The sequence below is a fragment of the Janibacter limosus genome (assembly GCF_004295485.1).
Lineage (GTDB): Bacteria > Actinomycetota > Actinomycetes > Actinomycetales > Dermatophilaceae > Janibacter > Janibacter limosus_A.
Window position 1 is genome coordinate 2,559,551 of the sequence record NZ_CP036164.1, and the last position, 19,720, is coordinate 2,579,270.

18 protein-coding genes and 3 tRNA genes are annotated in these 19,720 nt (G+C 71.3%); 8 read left to right on the top strand and 13 right to left on the bottom strand.

The genetic code is table 11. The features are described from left to right. Positions 1 to 2: 2 nt before the first annotated feature. The 3 genes from EXU32_RS12215 to EXU32_RS12225 all read left to right on the top strand — a co-directional run bounded on the left by EXU32_RS12215 (position 3) and on the right by EXU32_RS12225 (position 3,208). Positions 3 to 524, top strand: coding sequence for a DUF5709 domain-containing protein (locus tag EXU32_RS12215; RefSeq protein WP_130630152.1), 522 nt, complete (start codon positions 3 to 5; stop codon positions 522 to 524). A gap of 17 nt (positions 525 to 541) precedes the next feature. Beyond that, positions 542 to 1,570, top strand: coding sequence for an adenosine deaminase (locus EXU32_RS12220; RefSeq protein ID WP_130630153.1), 1,029 nt, complete (start codon positions 542 to 544; stop codon positions 1,568 to 1,570). A 144-nt stretch (positions 1,571 to 1,714) separates the two neighbouring features. Beyond that, positions 1,715 to 3,208 (top strand): S8 family peptidase, encoded by a 1,494-nt coding sequence (locus EXU32_RS12225; protein WP_242612777.1) that lies wholly within the window; start codon positions 1,715 to 1,717, stop codon positions 3,206 to 3,208. Positions 3,209 to 3,281: 73 nt separating this feature from the next. Here EXU32_RS12225 and EXU32_RS12230 read toward each other — a convergent pair whose 3' ends face one another. From EXU32_RS12230 to EXU32_RS12270, 9 genes are all read right to left on the bottom strand, one after another. Continuing rightward, a complete protein-coding gene (locus EXU32_RS12230; RefSeq protein ID WP_130630154.1) occupies positions 3,282 to 4,355 on the bottom strand; it encodes a UDP-N-acetylmuramate dehydrogenase in 1,074 nt (357 codons plus the stop codon). Further along, the gene (locus EXU32_RS12235; RefSeq protein ID WP_130630155.1) at positions 4,355 to 4,789 is read right to left on the bottom strand and encodes a MaoC/PaaZ C-terminal domain-containing protein; all 435 of its coding nucleotides are present in this window, start codon (positions 4,787 to 4,789) and stop codon (positions 4,355 to 4,357) included. Before EXU32_RS12235 ends, EXU32_RS12230 begins: the two co-directional genes overlap by 1 nt. A 2-nt stretch (positions 4,790 to 4,791) precedes the next feature. Further along, complete coding sequence (locus EXU32_RS12240; protein WP_130630156.1) at positions 4,792 to 5,238, bottom strand: FAS1-like dehydratase domain-containing protein; 447 nt, start codon at positions 5,236 to 5,238, stop codon at positions 4,792 to 4,794. Positions 5,239 to 5,326: 88 nt separating this feature from the next. Then, positions 5,327 to 5,497 carry a 50S ribosomal protein L33 gene (gene rpmG, locus EXU32_RS12245; RefSeq protein WP_130630157.1) on the bottom strand — a complete coding sequence of 57 codons (171 nt, stop codon included), beginning with the start codon at positions 5,495 to 5,497 and terminating at the stop codon, positions 5,327 to 5,329. 166 nt (positions 5,498 to 5,663) lie between these two features. Beyond that, a tRNA-Met gene (locus EXU32_RS12250) sits at positions 5,664 to 5,737 on the bottom strand. Between the two features lie 37 nt (positions 5,738 to 5,774). After that, positions 5,775 to 5,847 (bottom strand) — tRNA-Thr (locus tag EXU32_RS12255). A 130-nt stretch (positions 5,848 to 5,977) separates the two neighbouring features. Next, positions 5,978 to 7,555 carry a choice-of-anchor I family protein gene (locus EXU32_RS12260; protein ID WP_130630158.1) on the bottom strand — a complete coding sequence of 526 codons (1,578 nt, stop codon included), beginning with the start codon at positions 7,553 to 7,555 and terminating at the stop codon, positions 5,978 to 5,980. A gap of 57 nt (positions 7,556 to 7,612) precedes the next feature. Continuing rightward, complete coding sequence (locus EXU32_RS12265) at positions 7,613 to 8,047, bottom strand: acyl-CoA thioesterase (protein ID WP_207233787.1); 435 nt, start codon at positions 8,045 to 8,047, stop codon at positions 7,613 to 7,615. Beyond that, a complete protein-coding gene (locus EXU32_RS12270; RefSeq protein ID WP_130630160.1) occupies positions 8,040 to 8,675 on the bottom strand; it encodes a DNA-3-methyladenine glycosylase I in 636 nt (211 codons plus the stop codon). Before EXU32_RS12270 ends, EXU32_RS12265 begins: the two co-directional genes overlap by 8 nt. Positions 8,676 to 8,714: 39 nt before the next feature. Here EXU32_RS12270 and EXU32_RS12275 point away from each other — a divergent pair, with 39 nt between their 5' ends. Both EXU32_RS12275 and EXU32_RS12280 read left to right on the top strand, forming a co-directional pair. Next, positions 8,715 to 9,467: a ParA family protein gene (locus EXU32_RS12275; RefSeq protein ID WP_207233788.1), complete on the top strand. Its 753-nt coding sequence runs from the start codon at positions 8,715 to 8,717 to the stop codon at positions 9,465 to 9,467. A 116-nt stretch (positions 9,468 to 9,583) separates the two neighbouring features. Continuing rightward, complete coding sequence (locus EXU32_RS12280; RefSeq protein ID WP_130630161.1) at positions 9,584 to 10,243, top strand: hypothetical protein; 660 nt, start codon at positions 9,584 to 9,586, stop codon at positions 10,241 to 10,243. Positions 10,244 to 10,329: 86 nt separating this feature from the next. Here the strand turns inward: EXU32_RS12280 and EXU32_RS12285 are convergent. Continuing rightward, a tRNA-Tyr gene (locus EXU32_RS12285) sits at positions 10,330 to 10,412 on the bottom strand. An 80-nt stretch (positions 10,413 to 10,492) separates the two neighbouring features. On the opposite strand from EXU32_RS12285, the gene EXU32_RS12290 reads away from it, so the two are divergent. Further along, entirely contained in the window at positions 10,493 to 10,987 is a 495-nt protein-coding gene (locus EXU32_RS12290) for a YajQ family cyclic di-GMP-binding protein (RefSeq protein WP_130630162.1), read from the top strand. Between the two features lie 82 nt (positions 10,988 to 11,069). On the opposite strand, the gene EXU32_RS12295 is transcribed toward EXU32_RS12290, so the two are convergent. Then, on the bottom strand, positions 11,070 to 12,416 hold the full coding sequence (locus EXU32_RS12295) for an MFS transporter (RefSeq protein ID WP_130630163.1): 1,347 nt from the start codon (positions 12,414 to 12,416) through the stop codon (positions 11,070 to 11,072). A gap of 103 nt (positions 12,417 to 12,519) precedes the next feature. On the opposite strand from EXU32_RS12295, the gene EXU32_RS12300 reads away from it, so the two are divergent. Next, positions 12,520 to 14,190, top strand: coding sequence for an AMP-dependent synthetase/ligase (locus EXU32_RS12300; RefSeq protein WP_130630164.1), 1,671 nt, complete (start codon positions 12,520 to 12,522; stop codon positions 14,188 to 14,190). Positions 14,191 to 14,200: 10 nt separating this feature from the next. Further along, positions 14,201 to 14,797 carry a TetR/AcrR family transcriptional regulator gene (locus EXU32_RS12305; protein WP_130630165.1) on the top strand — a complete coding sequence of 199 codons (597 nt, stop codon included), beginning with the start codon at positions 14,201 to 14,203 and terminating at the stop codon, positions 14,795 to 14,797. Between the two features lie 11 nt (positions 14,798 to 14,808). On the opposite strand, the gene EXU32_RS12310 is transcribed toward EXU32_RS12305, so the two are convergent. Together EXU32_RS12310 and EXU32_RS12315 are read right to left on the bottom strand one after the other, a co-directional pair. Then, positions 14,809 to 16,482, bottom strand: coding sequence for an AMP-binding protein (locus EXU32_RS12310; RefSeq protein ID WP_130630166.1), 1,674 nt, complete (start codon positions 16,480 to 16,482; stop codon positions 14,809 to 14,811). Between the two features lie 15 nt (positions 16,483 to 16,497). Continuing rightward, a complete protein-coding gene (locus EXU32_RS12315; protein ID WP_130630167.1) occupies positions 16,498 to 19,689 on the bottom strand; it encodes a carboxyl transferase domain-containing protein in 3,192 nt (1,063 codons plus the stop codon). Positions 19,690 to 19,720: the final 31 nt, after the last annotated feature.

Here is a 19,720-nt window from a genome sequence, read left to right on the forward strand (position 1 = left end):
CCATGTCCGAGCCGGAGAACCTCGACACCGACCTGACCAGCTACAGCCTCGACGACGAGGACCAGCTGCAGCCCGAAGACAGCCTCATGGGCGACGGCACGGGCGGCGAGGACGCGCTCGACGCGGGGTACTCGCCGCCGGACTCCGCCCGTGGCTCCTACGCGCACGGCGTGACCGCGCAGGAGCAGCGGGTCAACGAGACGATCGACGAGCGCCTCAAGCAGGAGCAGCCGGACCTCGCGGCCGCCGACGAGGACCCGGGCCGCCGTGGCTCCGACCGGGTCGGCGGCGACGACCCCGACTCCATCGCTGCCGAGGACGACTGGATCGGCGACAGCGAGGTCGGCGACGCCCGGGCGGGCCGGCTCGTGAGCCCCGACGAGGGCAGTCACGAGGACCGCGACGACCAGGCCTGGGGCCGTGACGTCGGCGTCGACGGTGGCGCCGCGTCTGCCGAGGAGGCCGCCGTTCACGTCATCAGCAACGACGGCAACGGCGGCGCCGATGTCGAGGACGACGCCTGAGCACCTCGGGCCGTGACCTGAGGGCGCTGCCCAAGGCCCACCTGCACCTGCACTTCACCGGCTCGATGCGGGTCGAGACCGTGCGGGACATGGCGCTCGGCCACGGGATGCGCCTGCCGGACTCCCTTCGCGGCAGCTACCCCCCACGGCTGTCGGCCGCCGACGAGCGCGGCTGGTTCCGCTTCCAGCGCCTCTACGACGCGGCTCGGCACTGCGTGCGCGGCGAGGCGGACATGCGGCGCATCGTGCGCGAGGCAGCGCTCGACGACGGCGCCGAGGGGTCACGGTGGCTGGAGATCCAGGTCGACCCGACGTCGTACGCCCCCTTCGTCGGAGGGATCACCCCCGCGATGGAGATCGTGCTGGACGAGGCGCGCTCGGTGAACGCGACGGCCGACGAGACCGGCTCCGCGCGGGTCGGGGTCCTCATGGCCGCCAGCCGCATCCGCCACCCGCTCGAGGCCCGAACGCTCGCCCGGCTCGCCGCGCGGTACGCGGGCCGCGGCCCGGAGGGCGTCGTGGGCTTCGGGCTGTCCAACGACGAGCGAAGGGGGGACACCCCGGACTTCGCGCCGGCCTTCCGCATCGCCGAGCGGGCGGGACTCGCGCTCGTCCCCCACTCCGGTGAGCTCCTCGGCCCCGACTCGGTCGCCGAGACCCTCGAGGCACTGCGGCCCGACCGGCTCGGCCACGGTGTCCGCAGCGTCGAGGACCCGCGCGTCCTGGGCGCGATCGTCGAGGCCGGCGTGGCCCTCGAGGTATGCCCTGGGTCCAATGTCTCCCTCGGCGTCTACCGCGAGGACCCCGACGTCCCCCTGCGCACCCTCGTCGAGGCGGGCGCGACCATCGCCCTCGGCGCGGACGACCCGCTTCTCTTCGCCTCGCGGCTGCTCGACCAGTACGAGACGGCGCGCACGGTCCACGGGCTCGACGACGCCGAGATCGCCGAGCTCGCCCGCGGCTCCTTCCGGGCCAGCCGGGCGCCACGAGAGGTGGTCGACACGGCTCTCGCGGACATCGACGCCTGGCTCTCGGCACCTGCCTGACCGCCCCGTCCGGCACATCAGCGGCAAGACCGCAGATCGTCGGGCGTTCACCCTGCACGTCGGCGATCCTTCTGCCAGCATCGGGCCAACGCGCGCGGATCACCTGCCGCCGCGTCACCCTCACCCAGGCACAAAGGAGTGCACATGACCACCCGCATGGGCCCACGCACGGTCCGTCTCGCAGCCACCGCCGCGATCCTCGGGCTCGGCGTGATCGGCGCCCAGTCCGCCACCGGCGCCACCCAGGACGAGCCGACCTCGACGCCCGTCCCCATCTCGACCCCGGACGGCCAGGTGTCGAGCTATGTCATCAACACCAAGACCGCCAACCCCGGTCAGGTCCGCAAGGCCGAGCAGGCGGTGACCGCCACCGGCGGCGTCGTGGTGCAGTCCTGGCCGCAGATCGGCGTCGTCGTCGCCCACTCGACGATGGCCGACTTCCGCACCGCCGTGGCCGCCAAGGCCAACAACGCCATCGAGTCCGTCGGACCGACCCGCTCCGTCGCGGTCAGCGAGGGCACCCCCGACGGCGTGCAGGCCCCGTGGGGCCCGGGCAAGGGCCAGCTGCGGCCGGCCACCAAGAAGCGCGACATCTCCGAGGGCACGGCCGCCACCACGACCGACCCGCGCGAGGGCGACCAGTGGGACATGCAGATGATCAACGTGCCGCAGGCGCACACGATCACGACCGGCTCCCCCGACGTCACCGTCGGCGTCCTCGACTCCGGCATCGACCCCGACCACCCGGACCTGGTCAACCAGATCGACCGGGCCAAGTCGGTCGGCTGCACCGACGCCGGTCGACCGGTCACCGGCCAGGACGCGTGGGCCCCGACGACGAGTGACCACGGCACCCACGTCGCTGGCACGATCGGGGCCGAGCGCAACGGCGTCGGCATCGTCGGGATCGCACCCGGGGCCAAGATGGCCTCGGTCAAGGTGGTCAACGACGACGGGTTCATCTACCCCGAGTACGCGGTCTGCGGATTCATGGAGGCCGGCCTCAAGGGCATGGACGTCACCAACAACAGCTACTACGTCGACCCCTTCGAGTTCTGGTGCGGTGACCAGCCGGAGCAGGCTCCCGCCCTGGAGGCCGTGCGTCGCGCCGTCGAGTGGTCGACTGCCCAGGGCACCGTCCACGCGGCGGCCGCGGGCAACAGTGCCTACGACCTGTCGGACAAGACGACCAACGCCTCGAGCCCCAACGACGCGGAGGTGCCCACCGACCGGGTCATCAACAGCTCGTGCAAGGACATCCCGACCGAGCTGGACGGCGTCGTGACCGTCTCGTCGATCGACCGTGCGGGCAAGCTGTCGTCCTTCTCCAACCGCGGCCTCGGCTCGATCGACGTGGCGGCACCCGGCAGCTCGATCCTGTCGACCATCGTCCGCGACAACGGCTACGGGACCAAGAGCGGCACCTCGATGGCGTCGCCGCACGTCGCCGGTGTGCTGGCACTGATGAAGTCCGCCCACCCGACGTGGAGCCCGGACAGGATGATCAGCGAGCTGCGCGCGCAGGCCACGGACACCCCGTGCTCGACGACCACCCGCGGCGCCGAGTGCGTCGGCACCCCGCAGGAGAACTCCTACTACGGGGACGGCATCGTCGACGCCTACGCGGCGGTCCGCTGACCGACTGCACCACGCACGACGAGGGCCCACGATCATGCCGATCGTGGGCCCTCGTCGTCGTGTCGCCCGACCGCTAGAGCTCGTGACCGACGAAGACGGGCTCGTTGACGAGCGCGACGCCAAAGGCCTCACGCACCCCGTCGCGCACCTCGCGGGCGAGCGCGGCGACGTCGGCGGCCGTGGCGCTGCCACGGTTGGTCACCGCGAGCGTGTGCTTGGTCGACAACGCAGCCGGCCCGGGCATCCGGTGCCCCTTGCCGAAGCCCGCTTTGTCGATGAGCCAGGCGGCACTCGTCTTGGACCTGCCATCGCCCGCGGGGAAGATCGGCGGGACCGGCCCGTCGGGCCCCAGCCGCTGGGCGGCGCGCTCCACGAGGGCATCCATCTGTGTGGTCGGGAGGATCGGGTTGGTGAAGAAGGAGCCACAGCTCCACGTGTCGTGGTCGCCCTCGTCGAGGACCATGCCGCGGTTGCCGCGCTGGACGAGCACGGCCTCACGGGCCGCGGCGAGAGGGACCCGCTCCCCCTGCTCGACGCCCAGCTGGCGGGCCAGGTCCGCGTAGGCCACGGGCGCGGAGAGCCCACCACGCCCCAACTCGAAGGTCACCTCGAGGACGACGTGGCGCCCTGACTGCTTGAAGAGCGAGTGCCGATAGGTGAACTCGCACTGCGCGTTGTCGAAGGTGACCTGCCGGTGCTCCTGACGGTCCCAGGCGAGCACCCGGGTGATGGTCTGCGCGACCTCCTGCCCGTAGGCGCCGACATTTTGCACCGGGGTCGCCCCGGTGAGCCCGGGGATCCCGGACAGGGCCTCGATGCCCGACCACCCGCTGGCGACGGCGCGCGCGACGACCTCGTCCCACACCTCGCCGGCCGCGACCGTGACGACGACGCGCTCGTCGTCCTGGGACTCGACGCGCACCCCCTTCGTCGCGATCCGCACGACGGTCCCGCGGAAGCCCTCGTCCGCGATGACGAGGTTGGAGCCGCCCGACAGGACGAGAAGGGGGGTCCCCGCCGAGTCCGCGGCACGCACGGCGTCCACGACCTCGTCGGCGGTCACGGCGGTCACGAGGGTGTCGGCAGGACCGCCGACGCGCATGGTGGTGAGCGGTGCCAGCGGGGCACCGTGGGAGACCGCCGCCATCAATCGAGCTGGACGACGGCGCGGCAGCGCCCGAGGACCTTGTCGCCACCGCAGGTCACGGTCAGCTCGACGGTCGCCTGCTTGCTCTCGGGGTCGATCGTGGTGACCTTGCCCGCGACATCGAGCACCGCGCCCCCGTCGTGCGGGACGACGACCGGCTTGGTGAAGCGGGTGCCGTAGTCGATCACCCGGCCGGCGTCGCCGACCCAGTCGGTGACGACCTGGACCGCGGCGCCCATGGTCAGCATGCCGTGGGCGATGACATCGGGCAGCCCGACGGCCTGCGCGGTGCGCTCGTCCCAGTGGATGACGTTGCGGTCGCCGGAGGCGCCCGCGTAGTGCACGAGGTGGGCCCGGGTGACGGGGATGGAGCGCTCGGGGAGGGTCTCCCCTTCGCTCACCTGTGAAAACTGACGCACGGTCTGCTCGCTCATGCTCACTCCCCTCCTCGCACGACGATCGTCGACAGACTCGTCGCGACCGGCTGGTCCTGGGCGTCGATGATCTCGCTGCGCATGGTCACCATCTGGTGGCCGCCGGCCGCACGGATCGCATCGATGTGCAGCACGCCACGCAGCTCGTCGCCGGCCACGATCGGGCGGTGGTGGACGAAGCGCTGCTCGCCGTGGACGACGCGCGTGTAGTCGACACCGGCCTGCGGGTCCGCGACGAACTGGGCGTCGGTGCGCTGGCCGGGGATCACCGCAAAGGTGGGCGGGGCCACCAGGTCGGCGTAGCCGGCCGCACGGGCGGCCTCGACGTCGTGGTGGATCGGGTCGGTGGCACCCACCGCGGCGGCGAAGTCGCGGATGTGCTCACGCCCGACGTCGAAGGGAGGGGTGGGGTCGTAGCTGCGCCCCTGGAAGTCCTCGTTCACGGCCATGGGGCCAGTGTAGGCAGGCGCGACGACGACGCGGCCGCCGAGCAGATGCTCGGCGGCCGCGTCGTGGCGGTGCTGGGGTACTGGAGACTCAGCGGGTCTCGCGGTGCGGGGTGTGCGCACGGCACCGGTTGCAGAACTTCGACAGCTCGATGCGGTCCGGGGTGTTGCGGCGGTTCTTCTTGGTGATGTAGTTCCGCTCCTTGCACTCCGTGCACGCCAGGGTGATCTTGGGGCGGACGTCGGCGCTCTTGGATGCCACGGTAAGAACCTGCTCTCAGACACTTCGGGTGGTACTCGCCTGCGCCGGTCTGCGCTGGGCGGGAGGTGCGTGTGGTGCTGCAGCCCAGTGGGCACAACACAGCGACGCACAAGAATAGTCCACGGGATGCCTCGACCGGAAATCGGCGGCACTCCGCGGGACTGCGTAGCGGGAGCGGGACTCGATCCCGCGACCTCACGATTATGAGTCGTGCGCTCTAACCAGCTGAGCTACCCCGCCGTGACGGACGACCCACGCCAGGCGTCGGTCGAACGAGAGCCCCCTGTCGGAATCGAACCGACGACCTCTTCCTTACCATGGAAACGCTCTGCCGACTGAGCTAAGGGGGCGGGAACCCTCCGGACCGAAGCGATCCGGTGGACAACCTCGGGAGAGATTACACGGCAGATGCCGTGGACATGAAATCGGGGGCCGAACCGCCCGCGGCCCGGCCCCCGATCACCCGTCGGTGCGGGTCACTCAGTGCGTGCCGACCTGCCAGATCGTCGCCGTGCCGGAGACCTCGTTGCCCACGATGAGCAGCGGGGAGCCGGTCGGCGAGTCACCCTTGGACACGAAGTGCAGGCCCTCCGGACCCAGGTCGCCGGCCGTGCCGGCCTCCGGGTCACCGTCGACGACCCGGTTGTGGGTGTAGTCGACGATCGTGGGCGCGTGCGGGTCGGTCACGTCGATCGTGATGATGCCGCTCGTGCGCTCGAGGCCGACGAAGGCGAGAGTGCGTCCGTCGACCCGACCGATCTCGACCCCCTCGGGCTCCGGGCCCTTGTTGTCGCTGCGGTCGTCGGCGCCGTTCTCGGCGTTGTCGGCGTTGAACAGCTCGGGCGCCTGCTCGGCGACGATCTGCTCGAAGGAGTCGCCGGAGTCCCACACGAGCTCACCCGTGGCGGCGTCCCGGATGGTGACCGAGCGCCCGCCGAAGGAGTGCAGCTCGGTGTAGCCGTTCTCGCCCTTGGGCGAGGTGGAGGTGATCTTCAGCTTGCCGAGGTTCTCGTTCTCCTGCAGTTCCTGGGCGTTGGGGAAGACCTCGGGGTCGAGCTCGACGTCGCCGACCTCGAGCTCCTCCTCGAAGCCGTCGTACTCACGGGCGTCACCTTCGTTGGCCGTGATGAGGTACTCGCTGCCGCCGGCGCGGAACGACTGGACACCGTCGGGCATGTACACGCCCTTGACCGGCCAGGTGGCGATGTTGACGGCGTCGTCCTTGTTGGACGCGTCCAGCCCGAAGCCCGCCACGGAGTGGTCCTTGGTGCCCAGGGCGTCGATGTCGGTGACCGTGGCGCTGGCCAGGTCGACGGTGGCGATCGCGTTGTTCTCCTGCAGGGTGACCCAGGCGGTGCGGCCGTTGCCGCTGATCGTCACGTACTCGGGCTCGAGGTCCTGCGCGACGGTGGCACCGGGGCCGAAGATCCGCACGCCGTCGGCGCGCAGCTCGTCGGCCTTGCCGTTCCACGCGGTGAAGTCCGCGGTGCGCACGGTGCCCTTCTTCACGTCGATGACCGAGACGCTGCCCTCGGGGTCGACCTGGCCCTCCTCGTAGCCCTCCGGCTCCCCCTCGTTGGCCACGACGGCGTACCGGCCGTTGTCGCTCAGGGCGACCATGTCGGGCAGCGCACCCGCGGTGACCGTGCGGGTCGCCTCGAGGGTGCGGGCGTCGAAGAAGGAGACGGAGCCCGGCTGCTGCTTGTCGTCGGCCTGCTGCGCGACGGCGACGACGCCCTTGGCCACGGCGACGCTGTTGGCGCCGGGGGTCTCGAGGGTGTCGACCTTGGTCGGCGCGCTCGGGTCGGAGATGTCGAGCACGTCGACGGTCCCGGCGAGGGCGTTGACGACGAAGGCGCGCTGGGTGCCCGGGTCGTGGGCGACGATCTCGGCGGCGCCCTCGTCGAAGGCGCCGGCGGCGTAGGTGCCGAGCGGGCTCAGCGTGACGTCGCCCGTGGGAGCGGCGGCGGCCAGCCCGGCACCGAGCGGGGCGACGAGGGCGGCGGACAGGGCGAGGGTGAGGGCAGCGCGGCGGGGGCGCGTGACAGGGGTGTGCATGCCCGGAACCTAGGCAGCGCGCCCGCCCACCCCGGCGACGTCCGGATGAACGACGCCTTAATCGTCGGCGACGAGTTCCTCCAGAGATGGTCTGAGGGCGTCCGGCACCGCAGTGGGGCGCCGGGTGACGGCATCGACGAAGACGTGTGCCGAGGTCGCGAGCGCGACGAGCGCTCCGTCGCCCTGCCGCACGAGCGCGCACTCCCAGCGCACGCTCGACCGGCCGACCGACAGGGCCCGCAGGCCGACCTCGAAGGCGTCCGGGTAACTGATCTCGGCGAGGTAGCGGCAGCCGGTCTCCGGGATGAGGTTGATCGTGTCACCACCCTGCGCGACGTCGAAGTCGTGCGCCTTGAGCCAGTTGTTGATCGTCGTGTCCATCACCGAGTAGTGCACGGCGTTGTTGACGTGGCCGAACTGGTCGTTGTCGCTCCAGCGCGTCGGGACGGTCACCCAGTGCGGGTAGCGGGCGCGGTCGAAGGTCTCACTCACGTGGGCCATCCTCCACCGGGGTCCCGTCCGCCCGCCACAGACCCGACGAGCCGCGGCGGTGGCTGTCGAGCAGGTGGGCGTCGACGATGCCGACCGCCTCCATGAGCGCGAAGGCGGTCGTCGGTCCGACGAAGGCGAACCCGCGCCGCTTGAGCTCGCGGGCCAATGCCTTCGACTCGTCCGAGGTCGTGGGCACCTCGGCGACGGCCCGTGGCATGGGCGTGCGCTCGGGACGGAAGGACCAGACGAGGTCCGCCAGCCCACCACCGTCACGAAGGGAGATGGTCGCGCCCGCATTGCGGATCGTCGCCTCGACCTTGGCCCGGTTGCGCACGATCCCTGCGTCGGCCATGAGCCGCTCGACGTCGCGCGCTCCGTAGGCAGCGACCCGGTCGGGGTCGAAGCCGTCGAAGGCCGCCCGGAAGTTCTCCCGCTTGGCCAGGATCGTCGCCCACGACAGCCCGGACTGGAAGGCCTCGAGGCTCAGCCGCTCGAAGAGACCTCGCTCGTCGCGCACCGGCATGCCCCACTCGGTGTCGTAGTACTCGCGCATCAGGTCGCCATGGGTACCGCGCCCGTCAGCCCATGCCGGCCGGGCCAGCCCGTCCTCACCGATGACCACATCCATGCCTGCATCGTGCCGCACTGCGACGGCTCGGGTGACAGCATGACGGTCATGAAGATCATCGCCTCGTACAGCATCAAGGGTGGGGTCGGTAAGACCACCGCCGCGGCCAACCTCGCCTGGCTCGCTGCCGCGGACGGACGACGCGTCCTGCTGTGGGACCTGGACCCGCAGGGCGGCGCCACCTGGCTCTTCAAGGTCAAGGCCAAGGTGAAGGGGGGCGGCGAGGCGCTCGTGGCCGGCAAGCTCGACATGGCCGACGCGATCAGGTCGAGCGACTTCGACAACCTCGACGTGCTGCCCTCCGACTTCTCCTACCGCAACCTCGACCTGCTGCTCGATGCCGAGAAGAAGCCGACCCGCACGCTGGGCCAGCTCCTCGACGGCCTGTCCAAGAAGTACGACATCGTGATCCTCGACTGCGCCCCGAGCGTCTCCCTCGTGTCGGAGAGCATCGTCCGCGCGGCCGACCTCGTCCTCGCCCCGGTCATGCCCTCGCCGCTGTCGATGCGCACCCTGGACCAGCTGCGCGAGTTCATCGGCGACACCAAGGGCAAGTCGCCGAAGCTGCTCGCCTTCCTGTCGATGGTCGACCGCCGCCGGCGTCTGCACAAGGACCTCGTCGACGAGCTCCCCGGCTCACGCCCTGATGTCGCCAAGACCTTCATCCCGGCGGCGAGCGCGGTGGAGCAGATGGGCGTGCACCGTGCTCCGATCGTCCAGTGGCAGCCGCGCTCGGCTGCGGCGATCGCCTACCAGGACCTGTGGCGCGAGGCGCGCAAGCGCCTGAAGTGACCCTCGGCCATGACCGCGGAGCCGGCCCGGGTGTGACCTGACCAATCCGTCCTCGCCGTCGGCGACGAACCACAGTCATCGGTCCGGCACACGGATCAGCGACAAGGGAGTCCGCCATGAAGTTCCGTCTGCTCGGCCTGGCCGCCATCGTCACCGCCTCGACCTTCGCCGCCTCGGGTGCGGCCGTCGCCGCGCACGACACCAACCCGTCCGCGAAGGTCGCCTCGTACTCCTACGGCCTGACCGCCGTCCAGGCCGCCAGCGTGCCCGGCTCCGCGGCCGAGGGCAGCACCCGGATCACGTCCCTGCCCAACGGCAAGGTCCGTGTCCAGGTCGAGGCCTGGGGCCTGGCCCCGGGCCTGCCCCACGCCATGCACCTGCACGGCGTCGACGGTCCCGCCAAGGACATGGCCTGCCCCGGCCCGGCGGCTGACGCCGACGGGGACGGGTACGTCTCCGTGTCCGAGGGGGCGCCCTTCTACGGCGGCATCCTCGCCTCCCTGACCACGAGCGGTCCGACCGATGCCGGCCACGCCCTGGACCTGGCCCACTTCGCAACCGCTGACGCCGACGGCCACCTGAAGTACAGCCGCACCTTCACCAACGAGTCCGCGCTGGCCAACGCCGACACGGTGCAGGTCGTCGTCCACGGCATCGACGTCAACGGCAGCGGGACCTACGACCTCGCCGGTGCGGGCGAGGCTCCCCTCGTGCCCGGGTCGGGCGTCCCCTTCGAGGCGACCATGCCCGTGCTGTGCGGTGGTGTCGCCAACTGAGGCACCCTCGTTCCCCGGCGACCACGGTCGGAGATCGCATGACGAAGGCCCCCGGGAGTGAACCCGGGGGCCTTCGTGCACGTGGGTGGCAGGTGAAGGATTCGAACCTTCGTAGGGATAACCCGACGGATTTACAGTCCGTTTCCATTGGCCGCTCGGACAACCTGCCGTGTGCGTCTGGAAGGATAGCAAGCCGATCCCCCTCCAACGCAATTCCGGCACCAACTTCCCCGAAGGAGCCACCAGCACATGGCCAGCAGCAGCTTCGACATCGTCAGCAAGGTCGACCGCCAGGAGGTCGACAACGCGCTCAACCAGGCCGCCAAGGAGGTCACCCAGCGCTACGACTTCAAGGGTGTCGGTGCGTCCATCGAGTGGAGCGGCGACAACGTCGTCATCAAGGCCAACAGCGCCGACCGGGTCCTGGCCGTGCTCGACGTCTTCGAGTCCAAGCTCATCCGTCGCGGTGTCTCGCTGAAGAACATCGACTTCGGGGAGAAGGAGCCGCAGGTCTCCGGCAAGGAGTACGTCCTCTCTGGCCCCACCAAGGAGGGCATCGACCAGGACAACGCCAAGAAGATCTCCAAGATCATCCGCGACGAGGGCCCCAAGGGGATCAAGCCCCAGATCCAGGGCGACGAGCTGCGCGTGACGGGCAAGTCGCGCGACGAGCTCCAGGAGGTCATCTCGCTGCTCAAGGGCAAGGACCTCGACGTGGCGCTGCAGTTCGTCAACTACCGCTGACCGACGACGAACCGGCCGTGGCGACCTCGTGGTCACCACGGCCGGTTCGTCGTTCCGGCTACCCCGCGCCAGCAGGCCGTCGTCACACGGCGAAGACCGCCTCGACCTCCGGCTCCGCCGCATCGCGCGTGCGGTCGTGCCGGACGAGCATCTTGCTCAGCAGCGGCACGAGGACCAGGCCCAGGGTCGTGGCGGCCACGAGGACCCACAGCCCGGACGAGGGTGATCCGGTCGCCTCCTCCGTCAGGCCGAAGGCGTAGGGCCCGACGAAGCCACCGGTCAGCCCGATGGTGTTGACGAAGGCCAGCCCGGCCGCGGCCGCCACACCACCGAGGCGTGCCATGAGCACGGACCAGTAGAGCGGCTGCACCCCGACGATGAAGAGCATCGTCACGCTGAGGATGACCATCTTGGCCACCGGGTTGTCGACCGCGATGAAGACGAGCGCGAAGACGATGGCCGCTGCCGTCGTGATGCCGATGAGCGGCACCTCGCTCCCCGGCCTGCGCCGCAGGATCCGCGGCACGACGAGGACACCGACGACGGCACCGATGCCGACGACGCCCGAGATGAGCCCGATCATGAAGCTGTCGGTCACGTCCATCGCCTCGACGATCGAGGGGACGAAGAAGATGACGCCGTAGGTGGCGATCTGGTTCATGAAGTAGATCGCGGCGATGGTCAGCAAGAAGGGCTTGGACATCGCATTGCGGATGATCGCGCCGGGGCGCGACTCCTCGGGCTCCTCGCCCACGGCGCGGCGGGTGAGCTCGGCGGCCTCGTCGGCGTCGAGCCAGGTCGCCTTGGCCGGCGAGTTGGGCAGCACGAAGAAGATGAGGACACCGAGCAGGACTGTCGGGATGCCCTCGAGGACGAAGAGCCACTGCCAGCCGTGGAGCCCGCCGATGCCGTCCAGCTTCATCAGCGCGCCACCGATGGGGTTGGCGACGATGAAGGCCACCGACGACGCGGTGAGGATGAGGCCGACGACCGTCGCGCGGTCCTTCTGGGCGAACCACGTCGTGATGAGGTACATGATCCCCGGGTAGAGGCCTGCCTCGGCCGCGCCGAGGAGCAGGCGCAGGACGTAGAAGACCGTCGGGCTGGAGACGAACATCATCGCCATCGTGATCAGGCCCCAGGTGACGGCGATGCGGCTGATCCACACCTTCGCCCCGACCTTGTGCAGCACCAGGTTGCTCGGCACCTCCAGCGCGGCGTAGGTGATGAAGAACAGACCTGCCCCGAGCCCGTAGGCGGCCGCGTCGATGCCGGCATCCAGCTCGAGCGAGGTCTTGGCCAGACCGACATTGGTCCGGTCGACGAAGGCCATGAAGTAGGCCGCCATGAGCAGTGGCACGAGGCGCACGAAGGCCTTCTTCGTCGCCCGGGCGTGCAGGCGGTCCGACGCCGTTGTCGGTGAGGTCATCTGGGTCTCCCATATTTGAATGACGATTCAGGTCATATTTGAACTTGGATTCATATACGTGTCAAGGGCCACATTCCGACCGGTTGGTCGGTAGCCTGCACCAATGGCCGACGCGACCACCCCGAGGACCCTGTCCGCACTGCCCTTCGCCTGCTCCGCCGCCTTCGGTGAGGCGCCCGCCCAGGCCTCCCGCCGAGCGGACGGCACCTGGCCGACCGTCTCGTTCCGCGAGATGGGCACCGTCGTCGACGAGCTGGCCCGTGGGCTCGTCGGGCTGGGCATGGCCCCCGGCGACCGGGTCGCCGTGCTCGCCGACACCCGACCGGAGTGGATGCAGGTCGCCTACGCGATCGCCGCCGGTGGCGGGATCATCGTGCCGATCTACGCGACCAACAGCCCCGAGGAGTGCCACTGGGTCCTCGAGGACGCAGGAGTGCGGATCGCCGTCTGCGAGGACGCCGCCCAGATCGCCAAGGTGCGGGGAGTGGCCCACGACCTCGACGCGCTCACCCACCTCCTGACCATCGAGCCGGTCCCCGGCGAGATCGACCTCGCGGGCCTGCGGGCCCGAGGGCAGGAGGTGCCCGCGACCGAGCGCGAGGCCAGGACGGATGCCGTGAGCCCGGACGACGTCGCCGTCATCATCTACACGTCGGGCACGACGGGCCGTCCCAAGGGGTGCGTGCTCACCCACGACAACCTCATGTCCTGCGCCCGGCAGAGCGTGGAGCTCGGCATCGTGACGAGCGAGGACTCCACCTATCTCTTCCTGCCGCTGGCGCACGTCTACGCGCAGACGCAGAACGTCACCGCGCACGCCCTGGGCAGCTGCGTCTCCTACGCCTCCGCCGGTCCCGCGCAGGTCATGCAGGACCTCGCCGAGGTGCGGCCCACCTGCTTCCCCTCCGTCCCGCGGATCTACGAGAAGGTCCACGCCGCCTTCGCCGGGGCACCGCGCACCGACGAGGTCCTCGCCCGCGTGCGCGGCGCCTTCGGCGGCCGGATCCGGGTGGCGATCTCGGGTGCGGCCCCCATCGCCGGCGAGGTCCTCGAGTTCTTCCACGCGGCCGGGGTACCCGTGTACGAGGGCTACGGCCTGAGCGAGTCCACCGCCTTCGGCACGGTGAACCTGCCGGATGCCACCCGCCTCGGGACGATCGGCCGTCCCATGCCCTTCGGCGAGGTGCGGGTCGCCGACGACGGCGAGCTGCAGCTGCGCGGGCCGCACGTCTTCGCCGGGTACTGGCGCAACCCCGAGGCGACGGCCGCCTCCTTCACCGACGACGGCTGGCTGCGCACCGGCGACATCGGTGAGATCGACGCAGACGGCTACGTGCGGATCACCGGTCGGATCAAGGACATCATCATCACCTCGGGTGGCAAGAACATCGCGCCCGCCGTCTTCGAGAACGAGCTGCGGCAGTCCCCCTTCGTGTCGCACGTCGTCATGCACGGCGACCGGCGCCCCTACCCCGTCGCCCTGATCACCCTCGACCAGGACCAGGTGGGTCCGTGGGCGCGCGAGGAGGGCCTGCCCGACGACCCGGCCGCGCTCAGCGAGCACCCGAGGTTGCTGGAGCGCATCCGGGCGGACGTCGACGCGGCCAACGCGCACCTGGCCCGCGTCGAGCAGGTCAAGCGCTTCGCGGTCCTGCCCACGGACTTCTCCCCCGAGACCGGCGAGCTCACCGTGACCCTCAAGCTGCGTCGGTCGGTCGTCGAGTCCCGCTACGCGCACGTCCTCGATGCCCTCTACGCGACGACCGATTCGTAGACTCCACCCCATGCCCACGCAGCCGAGGACCCGCATCTCGGGTGCGACCGTCCCGGACCTCGTGCTCGCCGCCGCCACGCGGCTCTTCGCCGAGCAGGGCTTCGAGGCCACCTCCGTGCAGCAGATCGTCGACGCCGCGGGCGTGACCAAGGGCGCGATGTACCACTACTTCTCGTCCAAGGACGAGCTGCTCACGGCCAGCTACGGCCAGCTGCTCGACCGGCAGCTGGAGCACGTCGTCGAGATCTCGGGACGCGACCTGCCCGTCGTCGAGCGCCTGCGGCTGATCGCCGAGGACCTCGTGCTCACCACCGTGGCCGAGCTCGAGCGGGCCACGGCCTTCCACAACTCGATGCACCTGCTCAGGGCCCCCTCGCGCACGACGATCCGCGAGCAGCGACGCACCTTCCGGCGCACCTTCGAGGACGTCGTCCGGGAGGGCATCGCCGCCGGCGAGCTGCGCGAGGACCTGTCGGTGGACCTCGTGATGTTCAACTTCATGGGCGCCATCGGGTACCTGCCCGTGTGGTTCACCCACGACGGCCCCCGCACCCCGGACGAGGTCGCGAGCGCCTACGGCGACCTGCTCATCGCCTCGCTCGTCTGACCGGGCCCGCGTCAGCGTCGCGCCGCGACGACCTCGCCGGCACGACCGAGGAGCTCCGCCTTGCGGATCTTGCCCGTGTCGGTCATCGGGAAGTCCTCGACCACCTCGACGAGCGGCACCTTGTACCCCGCCATCTGCCCGCGGGCCCAGGCCTCGAGGTCGGCGGGGGTGGCGCCCCCTTCGGCCAGGCTGACGAAGGCGACGGGTCGCTGCCCGCTGTCCTCGTCCTCGGCGGGCACCACCGCGACGGACGCGATGTCGGGGTGGCCGGCGAGGATCATCTCGACCTCGGCCGGGAAGACGCTCATCCCCTTGACCTTGATCAGGTCCTTGCTGCGCGCCAGGTAGTGCAGGCACCCGTCGTCGTCGAGGTAGCCGGTGTCACCGGTGTGCAGCCAGCCGTCGCGCAGCTGCTCGGCGGTGGCGGCCGGGTTGCGCCAGTAACGCGTCATGATCGACGGGCTGCGCAGGAGGATCTCGCCGGACTCGCCGAAGCCCATCGGCTCGGCGGTCACCGGGTCGACGACGACCACGTCGGTGCCGGGCACCGGCAGGCCGCAGAAGACGGGCTCGCTGAGCAGGTCGTGGTCGCCGTCGTGGAAGCCGTACGGCACGACGTCGACGGTGTGGCTCTCGGTCATGCCGTAGGAGCCCTCACGCAGGACCGACCCCGGACCGACGGCCTGCGACCAGCGACGCCGCACGTCGGGGGTGAGCTTGCGGACGAAGGACATCGCCATGGGCGCGGTGAAGGAGGAGAGGTCGCGCTCGGCGATCCCCGGCAGCGCGAGGATGTCGAGGTAGCTCTCGACCGTGGCCGCGGTCATCGTCACCCGGTGGCGCTCGACGAGGTCGACGACGGTCGCCGCCTCCCAGCGCTCGAGGAGCACGGTCGTGCCACCCATGACGAGCGGGATCAGGATGCCCAGGTCCTCCCCCGCGATCCAGAAGACCGGGATGAAGCACAGCGAGACGATCTCGGCGCCGACGAGCCCGTTGGCCCCCGCGGCGCTGACCGCCGTGTAGACCATGTGCCGCTGCGTGTGCTCGCAGCCCTTGGGCAGACCGGTGGTGCCGCCGGTGTAGTTGAGCGCGGCGAGCGCCTCGAGGTCACGGGCCGGCTCGGCGAGTGGGTGCGCCGTCACCGTGTCGGACCAGCGCACCACCTCGATCCCCTCGACGGAGGGAAGGGGGTCCCCCTCGCCTCCCAGGACGACGACCGTGCGCACCCGCGTCTGCACCGCCGCATCGCAGAGTCGTTGCGCCAGAGGGGCGCTCGTGACGACGACGCTCGCGTCGCTGTCGCCGAGCTCGTGCACGAGCTCGGCGTGCTGGAACATCGGGTTGACCGGGACATGGACGCACCCGGCCCGCAGGGTGCCGAGGAAGGCGATGACGAACTCGGGGACGTTGCCCAGGTGGATGCCGACGCGCTCGCCGGGGGCCACCCCCTTCGCCCTCAGCCAGCCGGCCCACCGCGCGTGGCGGTCGGCGAGCTCGCGGTAGTCGATGACGACGTCGTCGTGGACCACGGCCGCACGCTCGGGCTGCCGCCGCGCCCACTCGTCGACGTACTCCGGGACGGCGCGCTCCCCGAGGGGGTGGACGACGTCACGCGGCAGGCCCGCGGGACGCACCCGCTCCTGCCGTCGCCGGATCTCGTCGAGGTGCTGGGTCAGGTCCATGTGCGCTCCCTTGCGTCACCAGGTGTCGATGTAGCGGGCCGGTCGCCCGGTCGAGGCCGTGCCCGCCGTGGCCGTGAGGATCCACCGGCGGGTGTCCACCGGGTCGATGACGTCGTCGAGCTCGACGACCGCGGCGGCGTTGACCGCGCGGCCCCGCTCGTAGAGGTCGTCGAGCAGCCGCTGCTCGAGCGCACGACGCTCCGTCGGGTCGGCCACCGCCTCGAGCTCCCGGCGGAAGCCGAGCCGGACCGCACCCTCGAGACCCATGCCGCCCACCTCACCGGTCGGCCAGGCCAGCGTCGCAGCGGGCCGGTGGAAGCTGCCCGCCGCCATGGCCTGCGCACCCAGGCCGTAGGCCTTGCGCAGGACGACGGTGACGATCGGCACCTGCAGGTGCGCGCCGATGACGAAGAGCCGGGCGAAGTGGCGCACCGTCGCGGTGCGCTCGTGGTCGGGACCGACCATGAACCCCGGGGTGTCGCACAGCGACACCACGGGCAGCCCGTGGGCGTCGCACAGCTGGAGGAAGCGGGCGAGCTTGTCGGCCGCCGGGGCGTCGATCGCGCCACCGAGGTGGCGCGGGTTGTTGGCGACCAGGCCCATCGGGCGGCCCTCGACCCGCACGAGCGCGGTGACGACGCCGGGCGCGAAGCCCGCGCGCAGCTCGAGCACCGAGCCCTCGTCGGCGAGCGTGTCGATCGCCGCGTGGATGTCGTAGGCGCGCACCCTGCTCTCCGGCACGACGTGGCGCAGTGCCCGCTGGTCGGCCGCGGTCCACTCGTCGTGGACGCCCTGGAAGTAGCCGAGGTATCGCCTGGCCACGGCGACCGCCTCGGCCTCGTCGTCGACGACGACGTCAACGACGCCGTTGCTCCCTTGGACGTCGATCGGGCCGACCTCCTCGGGGGCGAAGACGCCGAGGCCGCCCCCCTCGATCATCGCGGGCCCGCCCATGCCGATCGTCGAGTCACGCGTGGCGATGATGACGTCGCAGCAGCCGAGCAGCGCCGCGTTGCCCGCGAAGCAGCGCCCCGCGGCGATGCCCACGGTCGGCACCAGCCCGCTGAGCCGGCCCATCGTCGCGAAGGTCGGCACGTCGAGCCCGCTGGCCACCGTCGTGTCGGTGTCGCCGGGGCGACCTCCACCCCCTTCGGCGAAGAGGACCACGGGCAGGCGCTGCTGCTCGGCGATCTCGAGCAGGCGGTCGGTCTTCTTGTGGTTGAGGTAGCCCTGCGTGCCCGCCAGGACCGTGTAGTCGTAGGCCAGGACCGCACACCGGGTGTCCTCCGCCGGCACCGAGGTGATCCGCCCGATGCCGGTGACGATGCCGTCGGCCGGGGTGGTGGCGATGAGCTCCTCCTCGCTGCGGCGGGCCCGCTGCGCGGCGACCGCGAGGCCTCCGTACTCGACGAAGCTGCCCTCGTCGACGAGGTCGGCGATGTTTTCCCGTGCCGTCCGGTGCCCGCGGTCATGGCGCTTGGCCACCGCCTCGGGGCGCGCCTCGTCGAGCCGGCGATCGCGACGCTCGAGCAGGCGGGTGAGGTCGGGGCGCTCCGCGTCGAGGTCGGGGCCGTCGTCGACCGCACCGGCGCACTCCTGCTCCGACGAAGGGAGCAGCCGCACCAGCAGGTCGTCCGGCGCGGTGCTTGCCCCGGGTCGGGTCCGCACGGACGTGACGGTGCCGGAGACGGGGGCCGGGACGAGGTGCTCCATCTTCATCGCCTCGACGACGACGAGCGGGGTGCCGGCGGTGACCTGCTGGCCCTCCTCGACGAGCACGGCGACGACGCTGCCGGCCATCTCGGCGCGGACCTCACCGCCCTGGTCGTCGGTCGGCGTCGTGGCCTGCGTGAGGCCGGCGTCGTCGAACCACCGGGTCGTGAGCTGCCAGCCCGCGAGGTCCTCGTGCTCGAGGATTGCCCGCAGCACGGGCAGGTTGGTCTCGACCCCGCCGATGCTGCACTCGGCGGCGGCGAGGCGAGCCTTGTCGAGGGCAGCCGTGAGCCCGCCGTGGCTGTGGGTGATCACCTTGGCGACGAGCGAGTCGAAGGACCCGTCGACGCGGGTGCCCTCGACGAGATGGGTGTCGACGCGGACCCCGGGGCCGGTCGGCAGGGCCAGCCCGGCGACGACACCGTGGGCCGGCAGGGCCTCGCCACTGCTGCCCTGGCGCTCGGCCGCGATGCGCAGCTCGACGGCGCAGCCGGTGACGGCCGGCGGCGTGCCCAGGCCGAGGTCCGCGAGCTGGTGACCCTGCGCGATCCGCAGCTGGGTGAGGACGAGGTCGACGCCGGTGACCATCTCGGTGACCGGGTGCTCGACCTGCAGGCGCGGGTTGACCTCGATGAACCACCAGCGGGTCGGGTCGTCGGCGTCGAGGAGGAACTCGACGGTGGCGAGCCCGCGATAGCCGCTGCCGGCGACGAGACGGACGGCTGCGGTGTGCAGGTCCGCGCGCACGGCCTCCGGCAGGTCGGGCGCGGGGGCGATCTCGAGGACCTTCTGGAAGCGCCGCTGGACGGTGCAGTCGCGCTCGCCGAGGTGGGTGACCGCCCCGCTGGCGTCGGCCGCGACCTGGACCTCGACGTGCCGGGCCCGCTCGACGTACAGCTCGGCGAAGAGATCACCGGAGCCGAAGCTGCGCTCCGCCTCGGAGCGGGCGCGCTCCCACGGCTCGGTGAGCGAGGCGCCGGCCGGCACCGCGCGCATGCCCCGGCCGCCACCGCCGGCTGCCGCCTTGACCATCACGCCGGCCGGGAGCTGCTCCCTCGCAAACGCGGCAGCCTCCTCCTCGGTGACGCCGACGGACGTGGCAGGCAGGACGGGCACGCCCGCCCGCTCGGCCGCCGCGCGGGCGCTGCCCTTGTCGCCGAAGAGCTCGAGGAGGTCGGCGTCGGGGCCGACGAAGACCACGCCCGCATCGACGCAGGCCCGGGCGAGGACCGGGCTCTCGCTGAGGAAGCCGTAGCCCGGGTGGAGCAGCCCGCACCCGTGCTCCGTCGCCCCCGCGACGAGGGAGGCGGCGTCCAGGTAGGCCGCCGCCCCCTCGCCGGGGAGCACGTGGACGCCGGTCGCCAGGCGCGCCGCCGACGAGTCGGCCTCCGCCCGGGTCACGGCGACGACGACGTCGAGGCCGGCCTCCCGGGCGGCCCGCACGATGCGGACGGCGATCTCACCACGGTTGGCGACGAAGACGGACTCGGGCACGGGTGCTCCTCGTGGTTGGTGCTCGGGGGTG

Excerpts from the sequence above, each read along its gene's own strand:
- EXU32_RS12215 (WP_130630152.1), top strand. The coding sequence starts at position 3 with ATGTCCGAGCCGGAGAACCTCGACACCGACCTGACCAGCTACAGCCTC.
- EXU32_RS12225 (WP_242612777.1), top strand. The coding sequence starts at position 1,715 with ATGACCACCCGCATGGGCCCACGCACGGTCCGTCTCGCAGCCACCGCC.
- EXU32_RS12230 (WP_130630154.1), bottom strand. The coding sequence starts at position 4,355 with ATGGCGGCGGTCTCCCACGGTGCCCCGCTGGCACCGCTCACCACCATG.
- EXU32_RS12235 (WP_130630155.1), bottom strand. The coding sequence starts at position 4,789 with ATGAGCGAGCAGACCGTGCGTCAGTTTTCACAGGTGAGCGAAGGGGAG.
- EXU32_RS12240 (WP_130630156.1), bottom strand. The coding sequence starts at position 5,238 with ATGGCCGTGAACGAGGACTTCCAGGGGCGCAGCTACGACCCCACCCCT.
- EXU32_RS12260 (WP_130630158.1), bottom strand. The coding sequence starts at position 7,555 with ATGCACACCCCTGTCACGCGCCCCCGCCGCGCTGCCCTCACCCTCGCC.
- EXU32_RS12270 (WP_130630160.1), bottom strand. The coding sequence starts at position 8,675 with ATGGATGTGGTCATCGGTGAGGACGGGCTGGCCCGGCCGGCATGGGCT.
- EXU32_RS12275 (WP_207233788.1), top strand. The coding sequence starts at position 8,715 with ATGACGGTCATGAAGATCATCGCCTCGTACAGCATCAAGGGTGGGGTC.
- EXU32_RS12280 (WP_130630161.1), top strand. The coding sequence starts at position 9,584 with ATGAAGTTCCGTCTGCTCGGCCTGGCCGCCATCGTCACCGCCTCGACC.
- EXU32_RS12290 (WP_130630162.1), top strand. The coding sequence starts at position 10,493 with ATGGCCAGCAGCAGCTTCGACATCGTCAGCAAGGTCGACCGCCAGGAG.
- EXU32_RS12295 (WP_130630163.1), bottom strand. The coding sequence starts at position 12,416 with ATGACCTCACCGACAACGGCGTCGGACCGCCTGCACGCCCGGGCGACG.
- EXU32_RS12300 (WP_130630164.1), top strand. The coding sequence starts at position 12,520 with ATGGCCGACGCGACCACCCCGAGGACCCTGTCCGCACTGCCCTTCGCC.
- EXU32_RS12305 (WP_130630165.1), top strand. The coding sequence starts at position 14,201 with ATGCCCACGCAGCCGAGGACCCGCATCTCGGGTGCGACCGTCCCGGAC.
- EXU32_RS12310 (WP_130630166.1), bottom strand. The coding sequence starts at position 16,482 with ATGGACCTGACCCAGCACCTCGACGAGATCCGGCGACGGCAGGAGCGG.